The organism is Caulifigura coniformis (assembly GCF_007745175.1).
Lineage (GTDB): Bacteria > Planctomycetota > Planctomycetia > Planctomycetales > Planctomycetaceae > Caulifigura > Caulifigura coniformis.
The window spans coordinates 2191819-2216737 of the sequence record NZ_CP036271.1; the positions used below are offsets into that span (position 1 = coordinate 2191819).

At 64.0% G+C, this 24919-nt stretch carries 15 protein-coding genes; 1 reads left to right on the forward strand and 14 read right to left on the reverse strand.

What is annotated here, in order from left to right:
* Nucleotides 1-49: 49 nt before the first annotated feature.
* The 7 genes from Pan44_RS08635 to Pan44_RS08665 form a co-directional block, all read right to left on the reverse strand.
* On the reverse strand, nucleotides 50-2419 hold the full coding sequence (locus tag Pan44_RS08635; protein WP_145029201.1) for a polysaccharide biosynthesis tyrosine autokinase: 2370 nt from the start codon (nucleotides 2417-2419) through the stop codon (nucleotides 50-52).
* Nucleotides 2420-2510: 91 nt separating this feature from the next.
* Complete coding sequence (locus Pan44_RS08640) at nucleotides 2511-3467, reverse strand: NAD-dependent epimerase/dehydratase family protein (protein ID WP_145029203.1); 957 nt, start codon at nucleotides 3465-3467, stop codon at nucleotides 2511-2513.
* 309 nt (nucleotides 3468-3776) lie between these two features.
* On the reverse strand, nucleotides 3777-4925 hold the full coding sequence (locus Pan44_RS08645; protein ID WP_197453953.1) for a M48 family metallopeptidase: 1149 nt from the start codon (nucleotides 4923-4925) through the stop codon (nucleotides 3777-3779).
* Nucleotides 4926-5304: 379 nt separating this feature from the next.
* A complete protein-coding gene (locus tag Pan44_RS08650) occupies nucleotides 5305-6321 on the reverse strand; it encodes a hypothetical protein (protein WP_145029207.1) in 1017 nt (338 codons plus the stop codon).
* 458 nt (nucleotides 6322-6779) lie between these two features.
* Nucleotides 6780-7052, reverse strand: a complete 273-nt coding sequence (locus Pan44_RS08655) for a hypothetical protein (protein ID WP_145029210.1) — start codon at nucleotides 7050-7052, stop codon at nucleotides 6780-6782.
* Between the two features lie 682 nt (nucleotides 7053-7734).
* Nucleotides 7735-11427: a [protein-PII] uridylyltransferase family protein gene (locus Pan44_RS08660; protein WP_145029212.1), complete on the reverse strand. Its 3693-nt coding sequence runs from the start codon at nucleotides 11425-11427 to the stop codon at nucleotides 7735-7737.
* Between the two features lie 196 nt (nucleotides 11428-11623).
* On the reverse strand, nucleotides 11624-12295 hold the full coding sequence (locus Pan44_RS08665; RefSeq protein WP_145029214.1) for a hypothetical protein: 672 nt from the start codon (nucleotides 12293-12295) through the stop codon (nucleotides 11624-11626).
* A gap of 331 nt (nucleotides 12296-12626) precedes the next feature.
* On the opposite strand from Pan44_RS08665, the gene argH reads away from it, so the two are divergent.
* A complete protein-coding gene (gene argH / locus Pan44_RS08670) occupies nucleotides 12627-14015 on the forward strand; it encodes an argininosuccinate lyase (RefSeq protein WP_145029216.1) in 1389 nt (462 codons plus the stop codon).
* Between the two features lie 98 nt (nucleotides 14016-14113).
* Here the strand turns inward: argH and aroH are convergent, their stop codons facing one another.
* The 7 genes from aroH to Pan44_RS08705 form a co-directional block, all read right to left on the reverse strand.
* A complete protein-coding gene (gene aroH / locus Pan44_RS08675) occupies nucleotides 14114-14485 on the reverse strand; it encodes a chorismate mutase (RefSeq protein ID WP_145029218.1) in 372 nt (123 codons plus the stop codon).
* Nucleotides 14486-14593: 108 nt separating this feature from the next.
* A complete protein-coding gene (locus tag Pan44_RS08680) occupies nucleotides 14594-14866 on the reverse strand; it encodes a hypothetical protein (protein ID WP_145029220.1) in 273 nt (90 codons plus the stop codon).
* A 71-nt stretch (nucleotides 14867-14937) separates the two neighbouring features.
* Nucleotides 14938-15993 (reverse strand): VWA domain-containing protein, encoded by a 1056-nt coding sequence (locus tag Pan44_RS08685; RefSeq protein ID WP_145029223.1) that lies wholly within the window; start codon nucleotides 15991-15993, stop codon nucleotides 14938-14940.
* Nucleotides 15994-16025: 32 nt separating this feature from the next.
* Nucleotides 16026-17225 carry a class I SAM-dependent methyltransferase gene (locus Pan44_RS08690; protein ID WP_197453954.1) on the reverse strand — a complete coding sequence of 400 codons (1200 nt, stop codon included), beginning with the start codon at nucleotides 17223-17225 and terminating at the stop codon, nucleotides 16026-16028.
* Between the two features lie 8 nt (nucleotides 17226-17233).
* Nucleotides 17234-20368 (reverse strand): multidrug efflux RND transporter permease subunit, encoded by a 3135-nt coding sequence (locus Pan44_RS08695; protein ID WP_145029225.1) that lies wholly within the window; start codon nucleotides 20366-20368, stop codon nucleotides 17234-17236.
* A complete protein-coding gene (locus Pan44_RS08700; protein WP_145029227.1) occupies nucleotides 20365-23490 on the reverse strand; it encodes a multidrug efflux RND transporter permease subunit in 3126 nt (1041 codons plus the stop codon). Before Pan44_RS08700 ends, Pan44_RS08695 begins: the two co-directional genes overlap by 4 nt.
* The gene (locus Pan44_RS08705) at nucleotides 23487-24863 is read right to left on the reverse strand and encodes an MdtA/MuxA family multidrug efflux RND transporter periplasmic adaptor subunit (protein WP_145029229.1); all 1377 of its coding nucleotides are present in this window, start codon (nucleotides 24861-24863) and stop codon (nucleotides 23487-23489) included. Before Pan44_RS08705 ends, Pan44_RS08700 begins: the two co-directional genes overlap by 4 nt.
* Nucleotides 24864-24919 lie beyond the last annotated feature (56 nt).

Here is a 24919-nt window from a genome sequence, read left to right on the forward strand (position 1 = left end):
CGGGCAGGGGGGCCCCCGCACACGCTTGCGTCACCCGCCTCCGCAGCACTTACACCGTTACCGGCTCTTCCGCCTTCCGCGGAGCCGCCGGCGCGCTGTAGTACACGTCGTAACTGTTGTAGTGATAACCATCTCGCTGGGCCGCGTGGCTGGCGTCGTTGGCAATCGCTCCCAGCAGCCGGACTCCGTAGGAGTCGAGTTGCTCCCGGGTATGCGTGACCGAGGCCCGCTTGTTCTTCTCCATCCGGACCACCAGCACCATCGCGTCCGTCTGCGGAGCGATCACGCACGGGTCCGTCACCGCCAGCACCGGCGGCGAATCAATCAGCACGATGTCGTATTCATCCCGCACCTGTCGCATCAAGGCGCCGAATCCGCTGCCCGAAAGCAGCTCGGCCGGATTCTCCGGCGACAGCCCGGCCGTCATCACGGACAGGGTCGCGAACGGCGTCGTCTTGATGACGTTCACCCACTCGATCTCCGACAGCAGCACATCCGAAAGCCCCGCTTCCTGCGACAGCCGGAACATGTCGTGCACCGTCGGCCGCCGCATGTCCGCATCAATCAGCAGGACCTTCTTCCCCGACTGGGCGATCGCAATCGCGAGATTCGAGATCGTCGTTGTCTTCCCGTCCCCCGGTTCCGCACTGCTAAACTGCAGCAGGCGAACGTTGTGTTCCTGGCAGGCGAAGAGCAGGGCCGTTCGGATCGTGCGGAACGATTCCGCCTCCCGTGACCCCGGATGGTGCGAGTAGCACAACCGCGGATGCAGCCTGCTGTTCCGCGCCGCGCGTTCAGCCTCGGGAGTCGTCTTGAACGTCGGAACGGCTCCGAGCAGCTGCGTGCCGGCCGTTTCACTCACTTCATCCAGCGACCGCAGCGACGTGTCGTACCATTCGCGGAAGTAGGCCAGTCCGAACACCGCCGCGATCCCTGCGAGCGTGCAGGCGCCGACAATCTTCAGGAATCGTTTCATCGACTTCCCGACGCGCACCTGGGCGATCTGCTCCATCCGATAGCCTTCCTGGTCCCGCGTCTGGTTGAACGACGCCAGCTTCATCTGCAGATCGTCGCGGAACTTCTTCTGGTCGGCGATCCGTTCTTTCCAGTCACGGTCGTCCTTCTCAAGCAGCATCCCGCTCTTCGCACGCTCCATCGAGCTCTTCTGCTCCTGTTCCAGCAGCCGCGAATTGCTGTCCAGTTCCTCGAGTTGATCCTGGAGAACATCCACGTACGTCGAAGCCAGGTCTGCCGAAGCGACCGCGGCCGGTTTCTGTTCGTCGTTCAACGTCTCCATCACCGGCGGTGCAAAGCCGTTCTGGGCATACATCTTCACGATCGCATCGATCTGCCGGCGCACGTCCACCACGTCGTTGTGGTTCGGCCCGAGTACATACAGCAGTCGATGCTCGAGCAGTCTCGCCGCCAGCAGCTGCGAATCGAGTTCGGCCTTGCCGGGCGGGGACGCAAGAATCGAGCCCCCCCCTCCGCCGCCTCCACCGCCCCCTTCCGCTCCGCCGGCGGCCACCGTCCCCGTCGACAGCGACCACAGCACCCGCATCTGGATTGCTTCCCGGGGTTCATTCCGCGCCAGCATGTCCTTCAGCGTCTTCAGCTTCGCCTCCACGGCCGTCCGCTTCAGCATGTTGTCGCGGACCGCCGTGTTGATCCGGTCGAGCTCCACCATGTACGGGCTCTGGCCCGGCATGGCGGTTCCCTGGGCCGTCACGATCACGGGCGTCGACAGGAAGAACGGGGCGTTGTTCCGCCAGTCGTGGTATTCCTTGTCCAGGTCGCGAATCGTCTGCTCCGCATCCTTCAGCTGCCGCGTCAGGTTCGTGAACAGCTCGGCCGAGTTCGTCTCGAGATTGGCCTTCAAGTAGGCGTCGTACGCTTTGACAATCGCCTCGACGACGGCCTTCGCAACATTCGGATCCGGATACAGGTAGGTGATGTCGATCAGGTTGTCGAACGACGAATCCTGTCCCGACGTCCGTTTCACCGTCAGCCGCTCGCTGATCTCTTTCGCGGCGTCATCGGCCCCCTCGAAGGCCGGAAGTTTGTTCAGGCCAAACTCGTCCAGTGCCCGCTGGCAGATGGCGTCACTCTTGATGAGGTACACATGCTCGCCGCGGTCGCCATAACGCCGTGCCTGGTCGGAACTCGGCAACGAGGCCTTCTGCGACACCTTGACCTGCGTATTCGCTTCAAAGGTCGGGCCCAGGTAGGAATACGCGCCCAGTCCCATGAGGCAGCCGGCGACCAGCCCGAGGACCATCGGCTTCCACAGCGACAGCGCGAACCGTGCAATGTCGATCGACCGTCCCTTGTTTCCGCTGACGACGCCCAGCGGAGCAAACTCCACGGACTCCGACGAACGGGCATTCTGGGGCATATTCACTGGCTCGACCTCGTTCATGTCTTTTCATTCGTGCGCGGCCGAATCTCGTCGCCGCGGGGTCTTCATCCTGAGTGAGCGCCGGGCTTCAGGCCCAGGTCGGTCACAACTCTCAGGTCCGCGTCGCGACCGGCTTCCCCGCCAGTTCGACGTAGTAGTCGATCGTCTTCTCGAGCCCCGCCTGCTGGGGCGCCGGGCGATAACCCAGGTCTCGCATCGTGGCCGAGATGTCCGCCGCGGAATGCAGGACGTCACCGGCGCGGGGCGGCAGGTACTCCGGATCGAACGGCTGTCCCACGCGCTCGCAGATCGCCCGCAGCAGCTGGTTCACCGTGATCGACTCGCCGCTGCCGACATTGAACACGCGTCCCGAAACACCCGGCGTCGTCGCGGCCCGGATGTTGGCCTGCACCACGTTGTCGATGTACACGAAGTCGCGCGACTGCTCGCCGTCACCGAAAATCTTCGGACGCCTGCCCGCCGCCATGGCCGATGCGAACAGCGGGATGACTGCGGAATAGGGACTCTTCGGATCCTGCCGCGGCCCGAAGACGTTGAAGTACCGCAGGCGAACCGTTTCGAGATTCAGCGACGCCGCGAACGATTCCGCATACAGCTCCCCCGCCAGCTTCGCGGCGGCATAGGGAGACAACGCCTGTGGGGTCATCTGTTCCGTCTTCGGCGAGACGGGCGCATCGCCATAGGCGCTGCTCGACGCCGCGTACACAACGCGACTGACGCCTGCACCGCGCGCCGCGTCGAGAACCGTCAGAGTCCCCGTCGCGCAGGCCCGGTGAACTTCCAGCGGCTTCTCCAGGCTCAGCGGGACGGAAGCCAGCGCCGCCTGGTGGAAAACCACGTCCATCCCTTTCGCGGCCAGAGAGGCCGCCACGGGATCGGCCACGTCCCCTTCGAGGAAATCGACATCGGCTTCGATGTGAGCGAAGTTCGCCATCGAACCAGTCGAAAGGTTGTCGAGAATGCGGACCTGCCACCCCTCATGGACGAGTCGAGTTGCAAGATGGGACCCGATAAACCCGGCGCCCCCCGTGACCAGACATTTCCGCATCAAACGTCTCCCGCAGGGCCGCAGTCGCACGAAACGGAACCCGCGCGCACTCGACCCGTCGGGGAAACCTACGTCGCCTTTGGGGAACATGCGGCCAAACGACAGCGCCCCCGGAAGAAGAACGGCGACGCCCAAAGCCATCCAGCCGTCACAAACCGCCCAGCCCGCAATTCAGGACGCCCCACCGGGCGCCGCAGCCACGACTCTCTGAGCCTTGCGCCCCCGGGAGAACGAAGCCGGGCTTCTTGTATCGTGTCCAACGCGAACAGCTCTGGAGGCCGTCCAAGTGCAGGAGACGCCACCCGACGATCAATGAACCGTCGGCATCCACCCGCCGTCGCTCACAGGGGCCGTCGACGCCGCGGGAGTCAGGAACGGATTGCCAGGATCCGCATCCTGAGTCGTCGACGGCGGCGTGAACGAAACTTCTTCCGATTTCGACGGCGAGGCCGTCCCCACCCAGGTCGCCTGCGTGGGAGGAGAATTCGACGCCTGCACCGGCGTCTGCCGGGAGGGGGCGAATGCGTTCTTGGGCACGAAGGCCTCGGCAGCCGACGCGGGCATCACCGAACCATCCGTCTTGGCGACCGTGTTGGTCGACGGCTTCGTCAGCAGGTTGGCGATCGTCGCCCCGCGATCGAGCTTCTTTTCAACCGCCGCGTAGTATCGCTCGGCCTGCGGCAGCAGGTCGATGAGGTTGGAAGCCCGCCGTTCATCGGCCGGGTGGGTTGAGAGCAACTCGGGAATGGCCGACTTCCCCGACGACTGGAACCGCTTCCAGAAGCGAGGCGCCTCTTCGGGGTTGTATCCGGCCCGTGCCATCAACATCAGCCCGATGGAATCGGCCTGGGTCTCCTGGGCCCGGCTGAAGGGAAGGAGGAGGCCGACCTGGGTTCCCATGCCGTACGCTGTTTCGACGAGGAGCTGCTTCTGCTCGTCGCTGTCCTTGACCGTGTCCGCCACCACCTGGCCGACGGCGTCGACGACCGCCTGTTCGCGAACCCGCTGCCCGCCGTGGCGCGCGACGGCGTGCGCGATCTCATGCGACATGACCACCGCCAGCCCTGCCTCGTTTTCGCACAGCGGAAGCAGGCCTTCGTAGACGACCACTTTTCCCCCCGGCAGGCAGAACGCATTCTGAGTCGGTCCGGCGAGAACGTTGAACTCCCAGTCGAAGTCAGGTCTGTCGGCCACGTCGGCGATCCGGCGGCCGACCTGTTCCACGATCGCCTGGTATTCAGGATGCGCGGTCCGTTTCGAGGTGCGGAGGAGTTCCGCGTACGACTGCGCGCCCAGTGCCTTCTCTTCCTGCTCGGTCATCGCGAGCGTGGGCAGATGCGTCCCCAGCGCATTGGCGGCCGAGGCGAGAAAGGTCGACTGGCAGCCGGACGACCACAGGCAGGTCGCCCCGGCGAGGAGAGCAACGCGGGTTCGACGGAATCGAGGCGAGCCAGCCATCGGGCGGGTCCTCATGGAAGTGGGGGGACCGACTCTCCCTTTCCCACGGAGTGCGAGGCCATCGGATGGGGCTCCACGGTGAGAGAGGGGTGAGGGAGGTGAAATCAGGGGAAGTGACGGTCGCCGCTCGCATCTCGCGGGCCGGTTGGCCCTTTCATCCCAGAGGAAGGGACGAAGTTGTCATGAGAGGCGAACTGTCCGCAAACGGAAAATGGCGCCGGGCTGAAGCCGGCGCCGGAGGGGAAAAACTCAACGACTCGGAGGGACGTGGGGGAGGGACGATTCGGTGTCCCGCCTGGGGAAGGCGGGGGCACGCAGAACGGAAGTGGAGGGGAGTCTTCAGGAGGCCGACGCGGTGAGCGTCGGCCAGGGGGAGGAATTACTTCGCGACAGCTCCGCTTTCGCGGCTCGGCCGCCAACCGACGGTGTGGATCACCGGGCCGGTCTTCGGAGCCGGAGCAGCCGCCACCTTGCCCTTGGGCTCGGCCAGCGTCGGCTCGGCTTCCGTCTTCGGAGTCGGGTTCGACAGCGACTTGAACGATTCACCGTTCGGGTTGTCGGCACGCCGCGGGATCGGTCCGTCGGCCGGCGTCGGATTGGCGGCGCTCATCGTTCCGGACGGAGCCAGGGCCGTGCCCGTGACCGAATCGACCATCGCGTACTGGTACTGCACGCCGACTGCCATTCGCTTCGTCGTCGTGTACGGTTCCATGGCGGTGACCGTCCGCGATTCCATCTCGGTGATCACGCGGGCGACTTTCTGCGTCGTCTGCTCGGGGACCAGGGTGGCGACGTTGTAGCTCACCTGGCGGACCGTCGGGACGGCCACCACGCGGTTCTGCTGGACGTTCACCATCTGCATGTTCGGGACGTAGTCGCGACGGGGGATGAAGTCGGGCGTAAACGCCATCCGGGTCGCATAGCCGAGTCGGTTTAGTTCACCGAGCAGCGTCGGCCGCTGGTCGTACTGGCAGGGAGCCATCTTGGGCACTGGCTGCATCGTCGTCTGCCAGTAGCCGCGATTGACGCACACCTGCTTGCATTCGGCGACGTTCTGGTAGGAGACCGACTGCACATCGCAGGTCTTGGTCTGCATGACCTGCCGCATCACCGTCACAGGCTGGTCTTCATAAACGACCTTCTGCACCGGCACCTGCACCGACTTCTGCACCGGGCGGTATTCCGTGACCGGAACGTCGCGATAGACAGTTTGGGGAATCGCCTGCATGCAGACCTGGGGCTGCGGCATACAGCAGGGGTTCATGGCAAGCGGCACGGGGGCCGGGGCAGCCTGACCGCAGCAGGCGCCGGAATTGGGCCAGAACTGAGCCTGGGCGGCGGAGGTGAACGCGGCGGCGATCAGCCCCGCGAACAGACGGGTGCGGTAACGAAGCATGATGGCTGTCCTCAACGACTGGGTCAAAAACGGTTGGATTGGCGAGGAGGAGCGGAGGTGCTCTTGCGGGGACTTCGAGGTGACTTTGGCAGTCCCCGCGGCGTGTGGGCGGGCTTGTAACCGGGACCAAAATTTTGGGTCAAGACGGGGGGCAGGAATTGCCGATACTTTGTCATTTGGCGTGTAAGACACGGATGTTTCGCGCCTCAGCGAACGCCGTGCCATCCACGACTCGGCTCAATTCCGCGCTGCGAATTGCCCCGCCAACTGTTCAAAAGCACGCCGCGCACGCGAATTCCCCCGCCTCGCCACGCCCGAAAGAGTTCCTCGCCTCCCGGCAAGACCAAGCCGCCTCTCCTCGCCAGCCGTCGCACCAGGCCGGGCCCCAAACAAAAAGGCGGCGGAGTGCTTCCACTCCGCCGCCAGGGCACGCAATCAGGTCAGTCGTCGACTGACTCTTACTTCGCGCTGCAGCACGCCGCACCGCCGGCGTTCGCCGCGCAGGTGGCATTGCCTGCGGCTGCGGCCTTCGCGGCCGAGCAGCAGCCATTCACCGTGCAGCAGCCGCCCGCTTCGCAGCAGCCGGGACCGACGCACGAGTCGCCGCAGCAAACGGCGCAGTCAACGCAGGTTGTGCAACCTGCGGCGTTCGTGCCCGTCGAGGCACTCAGGGACAGACCGCCAAGGCTGAGAACGGCGGCAACGGCAGCCAGGGACAGAAAACGAGACATGGACTCTCTCCGAATGTTTGTTCACGAGGGAGAGCGACGAACGCCACCGACATGGTGCACGCCCCGCACTCCCGGAAAATCACCGATCAACACATGCAGTGGATCAGGCGACGTTCGGAGGAGGAGTCGGCGGAGTATCACGCCGGCCGGAGAGTTCAGCCGAGTGCATCAAACACGAATGTTCGAGCACACACGACGACCATTCAAACAGCCGCACCGGAAGCGCGGCGGCCATCATCGAAGGACAACAGGGGCAACCACAGCCCCCCATTCCTCCACAGCACGACTTGCCCGAGCCATTGGCAGGCACCGGAACGTTCGTGGAATGCTGACAGCAGGCAGAGCGGACCCCTTCATGAGGACCTGCATCTGGCGAACACGACTCGTGGTCCGTCCCCTGTGCGTGGCAGCAGGACTTTGCCGATGCAACCACCGGAGACTGAGACGGCGCCGATGCCATTCCCACGGCGAGCCCCGGCGGTGCGCTCAGGGTCAATGCGGCCGCAAACGCCAGCAGCGTTCGCGACGATCGGCCCAGACACAACACCAGATTCATGAAAGCTCGACCTCAGGACGCCCCCATTCTCCGGTCTTCCTGAATCGGGTCAAGGCGAATTGCCCCGATGTCGGCGCCGAACCTGGTTTTCCGGCATCGACAGCCGACGAGGAGCGGAGATGACGGTCACACCGAATCCCCGCCGGAAGCCCGCCGGCCCGTTCCCGCATGGCTTTCGAGCAGTTGCGACAACTCCAGTACGTACCGCGTGTTCCGCTCGAGATCCCGTTCAAACTTCGCCAGGTCTTCGCCGTACTCCAGTCGGCGCGCCAGGAACTCGAACTCCTCTGTGTCGCGCGCCGGGACGGCCAGGTCACGTGCATCTCCGCGGACCATCCGCAGCCCGTCGATCACCCGTCGCCAGAACCGGTAGGCGTCCCGCAGCCGCACCCGCTGCCCCGAGGCCAGAATTCCCGCATTCTGAAGCGCCTTCATCGCCGTGCGCGTGTTCGTGGCGCGCAGCGACTCATCGCGATGGCCATAGGTGATCTGCAGCCCCTGCACCAGGTACTCGCAGTCGACCAGTCCCCCCGGCGACAGCTTGGCGTTGAACGTTCCTGCCCGCACGAGCTGGCGATTCTGCTTCTCGCGCATCCCGCGCATCGCCGCAACGTCGAACGGCCGACCTGTGTAGATCAGCTCGTCCCGCACTTCAACCACCTGCCGGCCGAACGCACCATCCCCCGACACCGGCCGGAGCTTCACCAGCGCCTGCCGCTCATAGGGCCATGCCGGGCCGTCGCTGGAGAAATATTTCCGGAACGTCTCCAGCGAAACCGCCAGACTCCCCGCCTTCCCGTACGGACGCAATCGCAGGTCGACCTCGAAGATCCCCTTGCGCTTGGCGTGAATGTGCGTCCGGAACAGGTCGACAATCTTCTGGTAATACTCGGCGTTGGTGATGACGTTCGGCCCCGACGTCCTTCCGTCCGCCTCGTATACGAACATCAACTCGATGTCGGATGCGTATCCCAGTTCGTATCCGCCGAACTTTCCCAGCGCGCACAGCGCCAGCCGGCTTGGCAGCGGCTTCCCGTCGGGCTGCCACTCGGGCGAACCATGAGCCGGCTGCAGCTCCTGCTCGCACAGGCGCAGATTCGCCGTCACGACGGCCTCGGCCACCTCCGTCAGCTCGCGCGAAAACTCGACGAACTTGTCCTGCAGGTTCAGGATGTGCCGCATGTCGACGCGCAGCATCTCGCGGTCTTTGAACGCATTCAGAGCGGCGATCTTCCCTGCCAGATCGCTCGCCGCATCCATCTCCGACTGCACTTCGCGGTTCAGTTCGGCAAGCGGCCGTGCCTGTCGAAGCCCCTCGACGTTCGCCACCACCGGGAACAGGTTCTCATGCTGCAGGCGCAGGAAATCGTGCCACAGGAACTCACTGACCCCCAGCAGCTGCGCCAGCGCCGCGAGAACTTCCGTCTGCTGCAGCGAAGCGAGTTGCTCGAGCCAGTTCGGCTGCTGGAACAGATGCTCGAGGAACTGCCGGAACTGCACCAGCGCCGATTCCGGATTCGGTGACTGGGGCAACAGGTGTGTGAAATGCTTCGTCAGCACGACCGCGGCCCGCAGCTCACTGAGCCTCAGCGGGTCGGTGATCTTCTTGCCGTCCTGTCCGACAACAGCCAGCGTGTCGAGCGCCTGCTCCCGGTTCGATTGGATGCGCACGCGATGAATCGACACCCCGCTCACCGACAGCGAGTTGGTCAGCTCGTACAGGAAGCCGATCGTGTCCTCTGCCTCGATGTGCATCACGGTGCACTCCGGATCGGCTTCGTTGTCGATATCGATTTCCACCGGCAGCAACGTCGTCGATGAACGCGGCCCGATCACCCGGTCCCGCAGCGCGCGAGCCACGCGCTTGGCCAGCTTCCCCTGCGCCTCGTCCAGCTTTCCCTGAAGCGCCAGCCGCAGCAGCTCATTGAGGTCGGCCGAATACTTCGTCCAGGCGTCGTCGGGAACAGGCGATTTGACGGGACGGACCGTAAACACGTTGACGTACTTCCGCCGTCGTTCGTCGGCACGCCGTTCACCCCCGTCACGCTTCGGCTCGAACACCTCGGCCCCGGTGAACACCCATCCCGATTCGATGTTCCAGCCCCACACAAACAGCAGCCCGCACATCAGCGACAGGTTGCCCAGCACGTCATAGCCGACGACTGTGAGTTCCCACGCGCCATCCCGCGATGGCCGGGCCTCGAGGTGCATCATCTTCTGGTCGTCGAGATGGTCGAGCATGTCAAGATGCCGCTCGGCCTGCTCGTCGTTGAAGATTTCCCGGTAACCGGCCGCCGCCAGCCCGAAATGCGTGTCGACTGTTCGTTGCAGAAGCACGATCGGCGTCGACGCCACTTCGCCACGCAGGATGTATTTCTCGTAAATCGCGCGAATCGCGCGGCAGTGCTGCGTGTAGTGCGACAGGAAAACGTCCGCATTCGGATAGTCGAGACGGCGGGCCAGGTAGGCCAGCTCGCGGGGCGATTCCGGAAGTGAATGCTCCTGCTTGTTGTGCATCAGCTGGAGTGAATGCTCGATCGTTCGCAGGAACACGTAGCCGCTGCTCAGCTGCCGGAATTCATCCGCTCGCAGCAGGTCGAACTCCGCGAGCCGCACCAGGGCGTCCAGCGTGTTGAAGCTCCGGACCTCTGGCATCGCATGGCCGTTCGCGAGCTGCAGGTACTGCACCACGAACTCGACGTCGCGGATGCTCCCCTGCCCCCCTTTCACCTCGCCCCACGCCTTGCCCCGTTTCGCAAGGTGCTGCTCGATCTTCTGTTTCATGTCGGCCACGTTGGCCCGCGCCGCTTCCGCATCGATCTCGAAGATGAATGGCTCGAGACGTTTCAGCGTCGCGTTTCCGACCGCGTGATTCCCCGCGATGACACGCGCCTTGAGCAACGCCTGCTTTTCCCACAACCGGCCGTGCTTCTTCAGGTAGTCGACATATGCATCGCTCGTCGACACCAGCGGGCCCGAACTCCCCCACGGCCGCAGGCGCATGTCGACGCGGTACAGAAACCCGGCCGAAGTCGGCTCGCTGATCGCGTTGATCAGCTTCTGGCCCAGTCCCCAGTAACGATCGGCCCCTCCCTGGCAGACAAACACCAGGTCGATGTCCGAACTGTAGTTCAGCTCCTCGCCTCCCAGCTTGCCGAACGCCAGCACGGAAAAGTCGTCAGCCTGCAGCTTCAGCTCCGCGGCCGCGATGTCGAGCGACGACTGCACGAGGCTGTCGGCCAGCAGCGCCAGCTGCAGCGTGGCGCTTTTCAGATCCATCAGGCCGAACGTGTCACACGCCGCCAGTCGCAGCAGTTCCCACTGCTGGTACCGGCGCAGCTCATCGAGGCGGTCCCGGAACGTGCTCGTCGGTGCAATCGCTTCCTGTTCCTCATCGACGAACTGGGTGCGGCTCTTGAAGTCGGCCAGGCGCTTGTGCTGCGTCAGCCGTTCCAGGTAGTGCGGATTCCTCAGCAGAATCTCTGTGAGGAACTGGCTGCCGACAAACAACCGGAACAGGATCTCCACCGCCCGAGGATTCTCCGCCAGGTAGCGGAACAGACCTTCGCTGTCCTGGGCGGCCTGAACGAATCGCTCAAGGTTGATGAGCGACGTATCCGGCACAGCGCCGTCGGCCAGCGCGTGGACGATCCCCGGCAATGCCCGTGCAAAGAGTTCCCGTTCCGCATCCGTTCGGGCAAGACCCCGGAAGCGGGCCCGCGCTTCGGGAATGCTCAGGAATCCGGCCGACCGAAGCGTCTCCTCCGCTTCCGCCTCATGAGCCGGGTCGGCAGACAAAAGCAACGGCGCAACATCCATGGCAGTGAGCGTCCCACGAGAATGAACTCCCGCGAGCTTCACGCATCAACCGCAAACACGCAACGATGAGCGGGCGGGGCGTTCAATCCAGTCGACACCTCCGGCCTCTCCACGACCGCGAAGCCCCTCCTGAAGTGGGCCGGCCGAGTGCGAACCACATCTCTCTGCCGCAGTGCTGGCCCGGTCCACACCTCGCTCAAAACGCCGGCCAGTAACACCCGTTCGGCGCGATCGGCGGATCGAAGACCGGATTGCGAAGCGGCCACACCTGGTGCGGCCAGACGTCGCTATACGACGGCAGGTAAGGGCGATACGGCGATTCCGCCGGTTGTTCAGGCGCCGGAGCCGGCATCTGCTTCACGATCGTTGTCGGACGCATCTGCCCGAACACCAATTCCATCGCCGCCTCGTGACGATAGCTCGGGTTGGCGTCGTATTCCGCCCGGTTGAAGGGAATCGCACGGTAGGCCTCCGCGTAACGCAGCCCCAGTTGTTCGACCGAAGATCGAGCATCCGGAGAAACAGTCACGCCGTGAGCGCTGCGGACGCCGGACGCCGGCTCTTGAATCTGTGGAATCGGAGGCAATTCGGCAGGAGGCTCGGCCGGCTCGGTCGCCTGGACCAGCGCGACGGCCGGGGTCACGTCCATCGGCGAGGGCACTGGCAACGTCCGGGGCTCGGCTTTGGCCGTTCGGGCCGCCGGCTTGATCGAGACCGTCCAGGCTTCCCCCGCATCCGACTTGAACACCGTGTTCCTGGGCGTCGTTTCACCCGCCGTCACGTGGGCGACCGCGGCGACCAGCAGAGCTCCGGCACAGGCAAGACGCCGTCCAGGGCGGTTGAACATGATGCGGATGGGGCGGGCCATGACATTCCTTCTACGAGCTTGCCTGCTGATTGAGTCAGGAGCCACGCTAAAGGAGACGGGGGACCGATGTCAAAAAGCAACACCCGCAATCGACGCAACAGTTGCCTCAATCGTCGGTTCTGCAGGCGTGTTGCAAAAAAGCAACGCGAAATCATCCCCCCGCACAATCGGCCCCCCCCATGGAGCCCGTCCCGTCAAGAGTGCCCGACCCTCAAGTCGCCGATTCAGGCCCTCGCCCGCGTCCAGAACTCCGATGGGGAGCGGACCGCGACCTGGCCGGTTAAATTGTGCGAAGTCCTCGTCCCGTGTTTGATTCGAACGCCGCATTTCAATGTCCAAAGCCTGGTCTGGCCGCTTCTCTCAGCCCACTGACAAGCTCGTCGAAGCTTTCACCGAATCGATCAGCTTCGATGCCCGTCTGGCCGAGGTCGATATCCGCGGCTCGAAAGCCCACGCGCAGATGCTCTCGGAAACCGGGCTGATCTCCGCCGACGAATCAAAATCCATCGCCGCCGCGCTCGACTCGATCGGCGAGATGATCCGCAAGGGGGAGATGAAGTTCTCCTCCGAGCTCGAAGACATCCACCTCCACATCGAAAGCGAACTGATCCGCCGCCTCGGCGACGTCGGCCGCAAGCTCCACACCGGCCGCAGCCGCAACGACCAGGTCTCCACCGACCTCAAGCTTTACACCCGCGACGCCATCGACCACATCGACCAGTTGCTGGAAGCGGTGCAGAAAGCCTTCGTTGGCCGCGGCGATGCCGATCTCGACATCATCGTCCCTGGCTACACGCACCTGCAGCGCGCCCAGCCCGTCGCGGCGCCGCACTACTGGCTGGCTTACGTCGAGAAGTTCCAGCGTGACCGCGAGCGCCTCGCCGATTGCCGCAAACGTGTGAATCTCTCACCGCTCGGCGCTGCCGCCCTCGCTGGCTCGTCACTCCCGATCAACCGTCATCGCACGGCGGAACTGCTGGGCTTCAGCGCCCCGGCCGCCAACAGCCTCGATGTCTCCAGCGATCGCGATTACCTCGTCGAGTTCACCAGCACTCTCGCCCTCGTCGCGGCCCACCTCAGCACCTGGGCCGAAGAATGGATTCTCTGGAACACGACCGAGTTCGGCTTCCTGCGGCTGCCAGATGCCTTCACGACCGGTTCGTCGATCATGCCGCAGAAGAAAAACCCGGACGTCCTGGAGCTGATTCGCGGGAAGTCGTCGCGCGTGATCGGCGCGGCCCAGACGCTGCTCGTCCTGATCAAAGGCCTTCCCATGGCCTATAACCGCGACCTGCAGGACGACAAGCGGGCGATGTTCGATGCCTATGACACAATCGTCGCCTGTCTCGAAGTGGCTCCCCAGATTATCGCCGGCGCGGAACTCCGCCGCGACGTCATCGCCTCGCGGATCGATGACGGATTCCTCGACGCGACTGCGCTGATGGAATACCTCATCAAGCGTGGCGTTCCCATGCGGACCGGACACGAAGTCGTCGGCAAGCTCGTCGCCGAATGCGAGCAACGGAAATGCCGCCTGAAAGACCTGACACTCGCCGAGATTCGGTCCCTGGTCCCCGCGACCGCCGCGCCGCTCATCGATGAATCGGTTTCAAGCGTGCTGGGATCGGCCAACGCCGCCGCCGCTCTCGTCAGCTACGGCTCCGGCAGCCGGGAACGCGTCAAAGAGCAGCTCGCCGAATGGAAGAAACGTCTGGCGTAACACAAGCTGCGAAACGCAAACTCCAGGTCAACGCGTCCTCCGCATCCCCATCCCCGCGTTGCGATGAAAGCGATGGAAGAGGCGACGCCTGGTCGCTTCTATTGAGCGCTGCACACGTCCGGACGCAGCTTCTTCGCTTCGCCCAGGTAGACGTGGACCACTTCCTTCTGGCTGCGCTCGGTGTTGATGTGCAGCAGGATGCGAATGATCTGCGGCATCCCATGCGGAACGGCGATCTCCGACGCACACAGCAGCGGCACCTGGCTCATTCCCAGATGACGGGCCGCCTCGGCCGGAAACGCGGCCGTCAGGTCGGGCGTCGTCGTGAAGATCGCCGAAATGACGTCGTCGAACACCGTGATGCCGTTCGCGCGCAGCAGCTCCGTGAGCAGTTCGCGCGTGGCGGCGACGATCTGCTCGGACGTGTTTTCAGTGACGCTGATCGCGCCGCGAAGGCCTCGGACGGACATGGAACGCTGAACGACGCAGTGGGACGGGTAACAGGCGAGAACTCACCTGCGCGGGACGTTAAGCCGCCCGTTCAACGAACGCAAGCGGCGGCATTCTCAACACCGATCTTACTTCCCCGGAGGCTCGAATCCGAACGCCTGGAACTTCGAAAGTTCGAACACGTCCAGCAACTTCAGACCGGCGATTGCCGAGAAGGCGACCATCGCTTTCCGGGCCCCCTGGGCGTCCGGCTTGTCCCGTTCCAGGAGCAGGATCTGCTCTGACAGCAGGAAGTTGCAGAACGGAATCGTCTCCTGGAACGTCGTGATCAGCAGCCCGCTCTTCGGATAGCCCGCAGGCCACGATTTGAAAACGTGTCGCCAGCCTTGTCCCGCATCCATCCGAAAGCCCCTCCGTACGACGTCGTCGAAATCACCGGCCCGCCCCGTCAGGCGCGACTCTGATCGGGACTTTAACGACTCGCGCCGCCCGTGATATCGAAATAGGCGTAGCCCCCACCGGATTCCTTCGCCAGCTTGTGCAGAAAGTTCGGTGCCTGTTTTCCATCCGGCCCCGTCACCGGCCTGCCCGATCCAAATTCGATGCAGTTGATCTGCGCCCCGCGCAATCGCTTCCGGATTCCCTCCCTCTGCGCCGCCGTCATCTCATCCTCTGAGTCGGTCAGGAAGTAGATCACATCCGGCCGCAACTCCAGCGCCGTCTCGAGAGCCAGCACACGATTCGTCCCCCCGGACGCGGAGATCCCGGAGAGCTGGTCCTCCACAAGCTGACGGTCTGATTCCGACCCGTTGAACAGCACGAACCGGTTCTTCTTGAGTTCGTGAGGAGAGTTGTTGAAAAAGATCACCTGGAACTCCTGCGACTCATCGAGCCGCCTCAGGCTCGCCATCAGTTCGTTCTTCGCGCTCCGAAGCACGTCTGTCATGCTCGACGAGCGGTCAATCACATAGACGAACCTGCGCCCCTTCGCGGTGACGCCATACATCGTCGTTCCGTTGCCGTTCCCAGCCCCGTTCCTGCTTCCCTGGCCTGATCCGAATTCGCCACGACCGCCAAGGCCTGTGTTCTGGACGACCGGCCCGCCAGCGCCCCGCGCCGCCTGGGCGGCAAATGCAGGCATCGGCCCCAGTCCGATGACCCCCGGCGCCTCGACCGACGGCAGCGACAGCGGAATCTCCGGCGAGATTGTCGGAGCCACCGCGGCTTCCACACGGGTTTCGTCCGTGCTCGCCGAGGGATTCGCCTCGGCCGCGGGCGGACTCGCTCCGACCTCTCGCGGATCTTCCGGACCACGTTCACGAACGACGATGCCGACCTCCCGCCCTTCGGAGACCTGTTCACCACGGCGGGCCTGGCACCCGGGCGACTGCGCGAGCTGCCACAGGATCCACGCAGCTGCAAGATGCATCACGCCCGAAAGAAACCAGCTCGGGGCAAGCACCCACGCAGACCGGGCCTGTAGCCAGTCGGGCACTTCTCCTGAGCGGTGATCTGCAGCGGAAGCCATGCCGAAACTGTACGGCTGCCGGAGAAAACCGGTCAACGCGTGTTCTCGGACTCCCGCGATTCACCCCCGCTCGCCCGGCCGATCGCCTCGACCGCCGTCGTCGGAATTCCCAGCAGCGCCTGGAGTTCCCGGAGCCGGTTCGACCACCGCGACCGGGCTTCCGGTTCCGGCCGTTCCCGACGGACCGCGCGGATCAGCAGGTTTTTCGGTGTGTGGTCGAGATCGATGAATTCGATCACCTGCGTTCGGTAGCCGGCCGATTCCAGCGCCGCCGCCCGCAGCGCATCGGTCGCCAGAGCCGCGAACCGCTCCTTCAGGATGCCATGCGTCTGCAGGAGTTCCAGCGCGGGCGCGTTCATCTGACTCGCGACTTCATGCTGGCAGCACGGTGCGGCAAGAATTACGTTCGCCTGCCATTCCACGGCCTTCGCGAGCGCGGCGTCTGTCGCCGTATCACATGCGTGCAGCGCGACGGCCAGATGCACCGGCGGGGCGATCGCGGCACTTCCGATCTCCCCCACTTCAAACGCCAGCCCCTCCAGTTCGAGTCGCTCGGCCACGCCACGGCAGGTCGCCACCACGTCAGCCGTCCGGTCGATTCCCGTGATGTCGACCTCCCGCCCGTGGATCACCGCCAGCAGGTGGTGGATCGCCAGTGTGAGGTAGCTCTTGCCGCAGCCAAAGTCGACAACGCGAATCACCCCGTCCGCCGGCAGGTCGCGGTACACGTCATTCACGAACTCCAGGAACCGGTTGATCTGCCGGAACTTGTGCTGCATCGCGGCCCGCACCCGCCCGTCCGCGGTCATCACCCCCACCGCTTCCAGAAAGGCGCACGGCTGGCCTTCAGGGATCAGGTACTGCTTGGCGGAGTCATGTGCGACATTCACCGGCTGCCGGCTGGATGCCTTCCCGCGACGCGCGATGATGTCCCCGCGATGGCCGAGCCGGAATTCGAAGTCTGCGTCGGTGGTGAGCAGGTTGACCTGGTGAAAACGCGACGGAAACTCGCGTTCCAGCCGCTTCAGCGACTCGTCGAGCGTCAGGTTCGCATGGACTTCCTGCTTCCCACGACGGTCGGCCCACTGCAGCCGCGGCTCCCCCTTGATCGCAACAGGCCGCGCGGACGATTTCACCCCTTGTTCGCCACTGCGGGCCAGGACGAGCTTGACCAGCCGGTTCTCCGCGAACGCGGCCGCCAGTTCCCTGCGAAGATCGATTGAAGAAGCCATAAGCCAGCTTAACCGACTGTCGGCTGCATGCCGACCATCCCAGGCTCCCAGCGATTCGCCTCCTCCCGGGCGACTTCCTCCGGACTCCGTTTCCGCAGCCGGTCGAGGAACAGGTACACGACGGGCGTCGTGTACAGCGTGAGAGCCTGGCTGAAGATCAGCCCGCCGACGATCGCGACCCCCAGCGGCTGACGCAGCTCGGCCCCGGTCCCCATGCCGATCGCCATCGGCAACCCGCCCAGCAGTGCGGCCATGGTCGTCATGGTAATGGGTCGAAAGCGGAGCACGCACGCTTCGAAGATGGCGTCCTGCGGAGTCATCCCGCGGTTGCGCTCGGCGTCGAGCGCGAAGTCGATCATCAGGATGGCGTTCTTCTTAACGATCCCGATCAGCAGCAGGATGCCGATCATCCCGATGACGTTGAGATCCATGCCGCACAGCATCAGAGCCAAGATCGCCCCGACGCCTGCGGATGGCAGCGTCGAGAGAATCGTCAAGGGATGGATGTAACTCTCATAGAGCATTCCCAGCACGATGTAGACGGTCACCAGCGCTGCCAGGATCAGCAGCGGCTGGTTGCTGAGCGAATGCTGGAACGCCTGCGCCGTCCCCGCGAACTGTCCCTGGATGCTCTCCGGCATTCCCAGGTTGTTCACCAGGTCTTCCACCTTGGGAACAATGTCCCCCAGCGACGTTCCATGAAGCAGGTTGAACGAGATCGTGCTGGAGGGAAACTGCCCCGAGTGGGCCACCGACAGCGAGGCGTTCGTCATCCGTGGCTGGTACAGGTCGCTCAGAGGCACGAGGCTGCCGTTGCTCGTCTTTACGTAGATGTGCCTGATCGACTCCGGTCCTTCGGCATACGCGTCATCCACTTCCATCACGACGCGGTACTGGTTCAGCGGCAGGTACATCGTCGACACCTGCCGCTGCCCGAACGCGTCGTACAGCGTGTTGTCGATCGTCGCGAAATCGATACCCAGGCGGGCCGCCGTTTCACGATCGACTTCCAGCCGCGTCTGCAGCCCCTTGCTCTGAGCGTCCGTATTCACGTCCGCGATTCCCGGAATCTTCTTGAACTCCGTGAGCAGCTTCGGAGTCCACTCGTTGAGTTCCTGCAGGCTGTTTCCCCGGATCGTGTACTGGAACTGCGCGCTGCTTCCACGACCGCCGAACCGCAGGTCCTGCGACACCTGCATCAACAGCGTTCCACCCGGGATCTTGCCCGCCTTGGCCCGGATCCGGCCGATGACCCCGTCCGAATTCAGCTGGCGTTCCGACTGCGGAACGAGCGTCGCAAACATCCGCGCCGAGTTCGTCGCGCCGCCCCGCCCGCCGCCCGCAAAGGCCACCACGGAAGCGACGTCCGGGTCAGCAGCCACCACCGCGGCATACTGCTGGACGAGCGTCGTCATCGCATTGAACGAAATGCTCTGGTCGGCCATCACGCTCGCCATGATTCGACCGGTGTCCTGTTGCGGGAAGAACCCTTTGGGCACGATCGCATACAGGTACACCGTCAGCGCGACGGTCCCGACCATCACCACCATTGTCGCCCACTGATGACGCAGCACGACGATCAGCGACCGCGAATACCACCCCAGCACCCAGTCGTAGAACTTCTCGCTCAGCTGGAACGTCCGGCCATGCTTCTTCTGGGGGTCGTGCGGCTTCAGGAACAACGCGCATAGCATCGGCGTCGTCGTCAGTGAAACGATCAGCGAGATCACGATCGCCGCCGAAAGCGTGACGGCGAACTCGCGGAATAGCAGGCCCACCAGGCCGCGCATCAGCAGAATCGGTATGAAAACCGCCACCAGCGAAATACTGATCGAAAGAACCGTGAAGCCGATCTCTCGTGCGCCGATCAGTGCCGCTTTCCGCGGAGACATTCCCTGCTCGAGATACCGGCTGACGTTCTCGATCACGACCACCGCGTCGTCGACGACGAAGCCCGTGGCGATCGTCAGCGCCATCAGTGACAGGTTGTCCAGCGTGTAACCGAACAGGTACATCACCCCGAAGGTCGTCACCAGCGAGACTGGCACGGCAATGCTTGGAATCAGCGTGGCGCGGACATCGCGCAGGAACGCGAACACCACGAGAATCACCAGCACGACCGAAAGCACGAGCGTGAACTGCACGTCGTGCAGCGAGGCCCGAATCGTCATCGTCCGGTCCATCGTTACGTCCATGTCGATTCCCGCGGGAATCTGCGTACGGAGCTGCGGCAGGGTCTCCCGCAGCCGGTCCACCGTGGCGATGATGTTCTCGCCCGGCTGCCGGTACACGATGATGCTCACCGCCGGCCTGCCGTTCGCGATTCCGAACGACCGGACGTCCTCGATCGAGTCCGTCACCTTCGCGACGTCGCGGATGCGGATCGGGGCCCCGTTGCGGAACGTGATGACCAGGTTCTCATACTCTTCCGCCTTGAACAGCTGATCGCTCGCCGTGATCGACCACGTCCGCGTCGACGACGTGATCGACCCCTTCGGCCGGTTCGCGTTCGCCGCCGTCAGTGTCGCCCGCACGTCGGCAAGGCTCAGCCCCAGCGCATTGAGGATCGTCGGATTGACGTCGACCCGGACGGCCGGATTCGACCCTCCGCCAATCGTCACCTGCCCCACGCCCTGCACCTGCGCGATCTTCTGCTGCAGGATCGACGACGCGATGTCGTACATCTGCAGCTTCGTGTAGGTGTCCGACGTCAGGGCGAAGATCATGATCGGCGAATCGGCCGGATTGACCTTCTGGTACGACGGGTTGTTCGGCAGGTTCGCCGGAAGCTGGCTGCGCGCCGCATTGATCGCCGCCTGGACGTCGCGGGCCGCGGCGTCAATGTTCCGGCTGAAATCGAACTGCAGCGTGATCGACGTATTGCCGAGCGAACTGCTCGACGTCATCTCCGTCACCCCGGCGATCCGCCCGAACTGGCGTTCGAGGGGCGTCGCCACCGCAGTCGCCATCGTTTCGGGATTTGCCCCCGGCAGCGACGCACTCACCTGGATCGACGGAAACTCGATCTCCGGCATCGGCGACACCGGCAGCATGAAGTAGCCCAGTACTCCCAGCAGCGTCATCGCGATCGTCAACAGTGTCGTCGCGACGGGCCTGCGGATGAAGGGGCCGGAGAGCGTCATCCCTGCTCCTCGGCTTCCACGAGTTCCTCATCGGCCGCCAGGTCCGTCTGCGTGCTGAATCCCAGCCGCCTCGCCCACCGCTCGAACCACAGGTAGATCACCGGCGTCGTATACAGCGTGAGGATCTGGCTGAAAATCAGTCCGCCAATGATCGTGATGCCCAGCGGCCGGCGCAGCTCCGAGCCCACTCCCGTTCCAAACGCCAGCGGCACGCCGCCCAGGAGCGCGGCCATCGTCGTCATCATGATCGGGCGAAAACGGAGCAGGCACGCCTGGAAGATCGCCTCGTCCGGAGACTTCCCTTCCTTGCGCTGCGCTTCAAGCGCGAAGTCGATCATCATGATCGCGTTCTTCTTGACGATGCCGATGAGCAGGATGATGCCGATCAGCCCGATCACGCTCAGATCGATTCCGCAGATCATCAGCGCCACCAGCGCCCCCACGCCGGCCGACGGCAATGTCGACAGGATCGTGATCGGGTGGATGTAACTCTCGTAAAGAACGCCAAGAACGATATACACCGTCACCAGCGCCGCGAGAATGAGCAGCGGCGTGTTCGTCAGCGACGCCTGAAAAGCCGCGGCCGTTCCCTGGAAGGCGCCCGCGATGCTCGGCGGCATATCGAGTTCCTGTTTCGCCTGGTCGATCGCCGTCACGGCGTCCCCCAGGGAAACACCGGGCCCGACATTGAACGAGACGGTCGCCACTGGGAACTGCCCCTGGTGGTTGATAATCAGCGGAGCTGTCTTCTCCTGCAGAGAAGTGAGCGAGTTCAAAGGGGTCATCCCCCCGGAAGCCGACCTCACATACACCTCGTTGAGATCCTTCAGGTCGTCGCGGAACTCCGGCTTCACTTCCAGCACGACGCGGTACTGGTTGAGCTGTGTGAACATGATCGACACCTGCCGCTGCCCGTAGGCGTCGTACAGGGCATCATCGATCTGCCGCGGCGTGACCCCCAGGCGGGCCGCGGTGTCGCGATCAATGACGACGTGTGCTTCCAGCCCCGAATTGAGCTGATCGCTTGCGACGTCGCGAAGCTGCGGAAGCGATTGCAGCTTGGCCACGAACTTCGGAGTCCACTCCGCCAGTTCCTCCGCGTTCGGATCTTCGAGGCTGTACTGGTATTGCGTGCGGCTGACCCGAGTCTCCACGGTCAGGTCCTGCACGGGCTGCATGAACAGCGTGATCCCCGATACGTCCGCGAGCTTCGGCTGCAGGCGGCGGATCACTTCCACCGCGTTCGCATCCCGCTCATCGAGAGGCTTCAGGTTGATCTGGATACGGCCGCTGTTGAGCGTCACGTTCGTGCCGTCGATCCCGATGAAGCTCGACAGGCTCTCGACCGCGGGATCCTTCAGAATGACCTTGTTCAGCGCCAGCTGACGCTCCGCCATCACCCCGAACGAGCAGTCCTGCGGCGCCTCGGAGATCCCAAGAATCACGCCGGTGTCCTGCACCGGGAAGAAGCCTTTGGGGACAAGCAGGTACAGGTACACCGTGGCCACGACTGTGGCGACGGCCACCACCATCGTCAGCCCCTGGTTCCGCAGCACGACCCCCAGCGTCTTCCCATACAGGGTGATCGTCTGGTCGAAGCCCCATTCCGAAGCCCGGTACAGCCAGCCGTGGTCATCCGGATGAACGTGCTTGAGCAGCCGGGCGCACATCATCGGCGTCAGCGTCAGCGACACCACCGCTGAAACCAGGATGGTGACGCTCAGCGTCACGGCGAACTCGCGGAACAGGCGCCCCACGATGTCGCCCATGAACAGCAGCGGGATCAGCACCGCGATCAGCGAAACGCTGAGCGAGACGATCGTAAACGCGATCTCCTGCGATCCCTTGAGGGCGGCCGTCAGCGGCTTATCCCCCTCTTCGAGATAGCGCATGATGTTCTCGCTCATCACGATGGCGTCGTCCACCACGAAGCCGGTCGAGATCGTCAGCGCCATCAGCGTCAGGTTGTTCAGGCTGTAACCCAGCAGGTACATCACCCCGAACGTGCCGACCAGCGACAGCGGCACGGCCACGCTGGGAATGATCGTCGCCCGCATGTTCCGCAGGAACAGGAACATCACCAGCACGACCAGCCCGATGGTCGTCATCAGTTCGCGCTGAACGTCATGCACCGATGCACGGATTGTCGTCGTCCGGTCGGTCAGCACGTGGATCTTCACCGACGCCGGCATCGCTTCGCGCAGCTGCGGCAACAGCGCCTTCACGCGATCGACCACTTCAATGATGTTCGCGCCCGGCTGCCGCTGGATGTTCACCACGACGGCCGGCGTGTCGTTCATCCACGCGGCCTGCCGCACGTTTTCGGCATCGTCAATGACGTCCGCAACTTCCGAAAGTTTGACTGGAGCCCCGTTGCGATATGCGATCACCAGGTCGCGATACTGCTTGCTGGTGAGCATCTGGTCGTTCGCGCCGATGATCACCGCCTGCCGTTCGCCGTCGACGCTCCCCTTCGCCTGGTTCACATTCGCCGCCGCCAGCGCGAGCCGGACGTCCTCCAGCGTCATGCGCAGGGCCGACAGTGCGACCGGATTGGCCTGCACGCGGATGGCCGGCTTCTGACCGCCGCTGATGCTCACCAGCCCCACGCCGCTCAGCTGCGAAATCTTCTGGGCCAGGCGCGTGTCCGCCAAGTCCTGGACCTCCGGCAGACGCAGCGAACTCGAGGTGAGCGCCAGCGTCAGGATCGGTGAATCGGCGGGATTCGTCTTTGTATAGATCGGCGGATTCGGAAGATCCTGCGGCAGGAAGTTGCTGGCGACGTTGATCGCCGCCTGCACCTGCTGCGCCGCCACATCGATGTTCAACTCGAGGTTGAACCTCAGCGTGATGACCGAACATCCCTCCGAACTGCTGGAGGTCATCTGCGCCAGCCCCGGAATCTGGCCGAACTGCCGCTCCAGAGGGGCCGTCACCGAGGACGTCATCACCTCAGGTCCCGCACCGGGATAAAGCGTGATGACCTGCATGGTCGGATAGTCGACCTGCGGCAGCGCCGAAACCGGCAGTTCCTGATAGGCCACCATGCCCGACAGTGTGATCGCCACCATCAACAGCACGGTGGCAACCGGTCGCAGGATGAATGCCCGCGACGGATTCATGCCTTGCCCTTCTCAGCGACTGGTCTGGCCGCGCCCGCTCCTCCCTTGTTTCCTGCCCCCGATGGAGCAACCTCCGGCCTCGCGTCCGCCGTCTTGGCGCCGCGGTACGAAATCTTCGTCCACGGCTCGGTCGGCTGAAGCTTGTCGACGCCGTCCGTAATGACCATGTCTCCCGGAGACAGCCCGGTCTGGATTGATGTCTCGTTCCCCTGCGACGGCCCCGTCACCACCGGCCGCCGTTCGGCCGTGTTCCCCGCCGTGGCGATGTAGACGAACGGCCCCTCAGGCCCACGCTGCACGGCGGCGGAAGGAACCACATAAGCGTTCCGGACCGTCTCGACAGTCAGCCGGGCATTGACGAACTGGTTCGGAAACAACACGCCATTGGCGTTCTTGAACTCCGCCTTCAACCGCAGCGTGCCGGTCGTCGCGTCGACCTGGTTGTCGATCGCCAGCAGCTTGCCGGTCGCCAGTTGCGTGCGGAAGTCGCGATCATACGCCTCGACGGGCAGTTCCTTGCTGTCCCGAATCCTCTTCTGGACCCTCGGAATCTCGTCCTGCGGAATGGTGAACACCACACCGATTGGCTCGAGTTGCGTAATGACGACGATCCCATTCGGATCATTGGCACGCACCATATTGCCCCGGTCCACGAGCTTCAGGCCGACGCGCCCGCTGATCGGAGCGGTGATGCGGCAATACTGCAGTTGGAGTTCGGCGTTCTCGAGCACAGCCCGATTGGTTTCGACGACCGCCGCCGCCTGGGCCACCATTCCAAACTGCTGGTCGTACTGCGCCTGCGTGGTCGCGTTCGATTTGAGCAGTTCATCCTGTCGCTTGAGATTCAGCTTCGCCAGATCGAGCGAGGCCTGGTCGCGGGCCAGCGCCCCTTTCGCCTGGTCGCGCTGACGTTCAAACGGACGAGGATCAATCTCTGCGAGAAGGTCTCCCTGCTCGACCATCTGCCCTTCCTGGAAGGCGATGTTCACGATCTCCCCTTCGACCCGGCTCCTCACCGTGACGGTGTTCAACGCCGTCACCGTTCCCAGACCGTTCAGGTACAGTTCCATGTCCCGCTTCAGAACCGGAGCGACAATCACCGGCGTGACTCGTGCAGGAGGCGCTCCAGGTCCCGCGGCACGGCCCGGCAGACGCGCCTGAACCCACGGCCACCAGACCGGAAAGTACTTCCACCCGGCGCCGATCATCACCAGTAGGATGGTCCAGCGAATGATCCGGCCTGCAACAGTCGGAGGCGCTGCGGGCAAGGGAGGCGTCAGCCGTTCCCACGCCGGGCGCGCATCGCCGCTCGACTTGCTTTCGATGACGGGCTTGTGTTCGGCCATGGGGGGCGGGGCCGTGGGACTTTTCATAATCGCACGTCCCGGGGAGGGAGGGGGGACTGTCGACGAGAGATCAGGGAGGAAGG